This is a genomic window from Nocardia farcinica (assembly GCF_029867845.1).
Classification (GTDB): Bacteria; Actinomycetota; Actinomycetes; order Mycobacteriales; family Mycobacteriaceae; genus Nocardia; species Nocardia farcinica_A.
Map to the genome: position 1 here is coordinate 1 of NZ_JARWRU010000792.1, position 2,596 is coordinate 2,596.

Annotated in this window: 3 protein-coding genes; 1 reads left to right on the forward strand and 2 read right to left on the reverse strand. The window is 71.5% G+C overall.

Features of this window, described 5'->3' with window-relative positions; all coding sequences use genetic code 11:
• Positions 1–121 precede the first annotated feature (121 nt).
• Positions 122–691 (forward strand): GNAT family N-acetyltransferase, encoded by a 570-nt coding sequence (locus QH283_RS17380; RefSeq protein WP_280504041.1) that lies wholly within the window; start codon positions 122–124, stop codon positions 689–691.
• Positions 692–755: 64 nt separating this feature from the next.
• Here the strand turns inward: QH283_RS17380 and QH283_RS17385 are convergent, their stop codons facing one another.
• Positions 756–1,874 carry a hypothetical protein gene (locus QH283_RS17385; protein ID WP_280504042.1) on the reverse strand — a complete coding sequence of 373 codons (1,119 nt, stop codon included), beginning with the start codon at positions 1,872–1,874 and terminating at the stop codon, positions 756–758.
• Between the two features lie 360 nt (positions 1,875–2,234).
• The coding region (locus tag QH283_RS17390; protein WP_280504043.1) for a DUF4440 domain-containing protein at positions 2,235–2,596 on the reverse strand (362 nt) is incomplete at its 5' end.

A 2,596-nucleotide genomic window follows, 5' to 3' on the forward strand; every position in this document is an offset into this window, starting at 1 on the left:
CCCCATCACGGCACTTCACCCCACCGGCCCGTCGCCTGCCACCCGGCGCGTCACCGTTGCCCCGCACCGTCTTCCACCCAACCCACCCCCACCGATCGACCCGCCGTCGCACAATGAGCTGATGCCCGAGTCGCTGCCACCGGTGATCGACCCCGCCACCTTCACCGCACCGCAACCCACCCTCACCGGCGCCGGCGATCTCCCCCTGCGCCCCTGGCGCGACGACGACGCCCCCGCCGACCACGCCGCCTTCCAGGACCCGGCCATCCGCCGCTGGCACGTGCGCACAGCCGACTCCGTCGATCAGGTCCTCGGCTGGCTACCATCCTGGCGCGCCGCCTGGACCAGCGGAAACCCGCAATGGGCCGTCACCTGCGCAGGCGAATTGGCCGGCCGCATCGGCCTGCGCCGCACCGACCTGAACGAAGGCGGGACCGAACTCGCCTATTGGACCACCCCCGCCCGCCGCGGCCACGGCATCGCCCCCCGCGCCGCCTTCCTGTTGCTGCGCTGGGCCTTCCACGACATCGGCTTCGAACGCGTCGAACTCACCCACTCGGTGCTCAATCCCCAATCCTGCCGAGTCGCCGACAAATGCGGCTTCGCCCTCGAGGGCACCCTGCGCGGCGCCGGCCGCCACCACGACGGCCGCCACGACATGCACCTGCACGCCCGGCTGCGCACCGACTGAACTGCCCGACCCGGACGATGAACCATCGGGTGGGACCCGCTCACCCGGGTCAGGCAGGCCCGGGTCAGGCAGGTTCGGCCGCCCGCCGTTGCGCCAGCACGTCGTCGAGCTGGCGCTCGGCCCGTTCGGCCCGTGCGAGCGTCTGCGCCCTGGCCTCCTCGAGCGCGGTGATCCGTTGCGCCGCCTCGGCCCGCACCCGCTCGAGTTCCCCGGCGGCCTCGACGCGCTGAGCGGCCACCGCCGCCTGCCCTTCCTCGCGCAGCCGTTCGGCCTCGGCCCGCGCCCGGTCCACCTCACCGCGCGCGCGATCGAGTTCCTCGCGCAGCCGGGCGAGTTCGTTCCTGGTCTCCTCGAGCAGATGCTGCCGCTCGGCGGCCAGCTGTTCGGTGCGGGTGACGGCCCGATCCGCGTCGGCCGCGCGTTGCACCGCGAGGTCGCGCTCAGCCGCCGCGGCCGTCACCTGCTGCGCGGCTTCCCGCCGCGCCTGTTCGATCTCCGCGCCGGCCTTCGCCCGCGCGGCCCGAATGTCCTCCTCGGCCTGCTGCCTGACCCGCTCGACCTCGCGTTCGGCTTCCGACCGGACCGCCCTGATCTGCTCCTCGGTCTCGCCGCGCACGGCGAAGATCTCCTCGGAGGTGCGCGCCACCACCTGTTCGACCTCCCGCAGCGCCGCCTCCCGCGCCGTATCCGCCGCGGCGACCAGTTCTTCCGCGCGCTCGGCGGCGGCCGCGGCATCGTCGGCGGCCGCCATCGCGGCCCGCCGTTCCTCGTCGGCTTCCCGCCGCGCCTGCTCCGCCGCCGCGGCTGCCATCTCCGCCTCGGCGATACGCCGCGCGGCGTCGGCCTGCACGGCCTGGACCTGCGCTTCGGCCACGGCGGGGTCGGCCAGCGTGGACAGCTCGGCCACCGCCGAACCGAGGGTGGTGGTGAGTTGTTCGGCCAGCGCGCGGAATTGGGTGAGCAGTTCGTCTGCGCGTAACCGGGCAGCGGTCACCGGCCCCTGTTGCGTCACAGTGACGTTGACGTCTGCCCCCTTGTCGGCCTCCTGCTGCAACCTCTGCCGCTCTCGCCACGCCCGCCAGCGGGTGTGGTCCGGGTGGTCGCAGTACTCGGAGGGACGGCCCGGTCCGCCGCCTCGGGTGACGGGTCGATGACAGCCGGGATAGTTGCACACGCTGGACACCGGAGAATCGTAGCGTTGTTTCCGTCGCGGCCAACGTATTACGACGAAACAGATTCCTCGCGTCGCCCCGAACCCCGATGGGCTTGTGACCGCCGATAAGTGGGTCTTATCGGCGGTCACAAGCGAACACCCCGCCGCCGAAGCCGCCCATCGGCTTCGCCTCCGTCGGATTCGTCGCACTTTCGTTTCGTTTGCGAGACGAAACGCAACGCGACGCAAACTGTCACGAAAACTGTGCTCAGTGGTACGGCCGTCCACATCCCGTCGTCGGCATCGGACGAGACAACCAGGCGGTGTGTCGCCGGGCAGGAAACAGCAGGTGCGTCGGCTCGATGAAGCCCGCCCCCGCAAACGCGGAACTCACCGTCGACCGAGACCGTCCGAGGCGCTCGGCCGCGCGGACGGTTGCATCCGGTGTGTCAGCCGCTCCAACACGGTCCGATGCTGAGTCTTCTGCACCGCCGCGATCGACCAACCGGTCCGATCCCGCACCACCGTGTAGGTGACGAGTTTGCCGAGCTTTCTCGGCGTCCCTTTCGACGACTCGCCGCGCGTGAGGACTACGGCGGCATCGCCGCCGTAGCGGCGGATCTCGAGGATGTCGACGGTGAGGCGGGTCCCCTTCAGCACGCTGTCGAACAGCGCCTGGTGGGCGCGCCCGATCTCGCGGCTGCCGCGGTAGACGGTGCCGTAGTAGGTGACATCGCTGGCGTCGGCCTGTC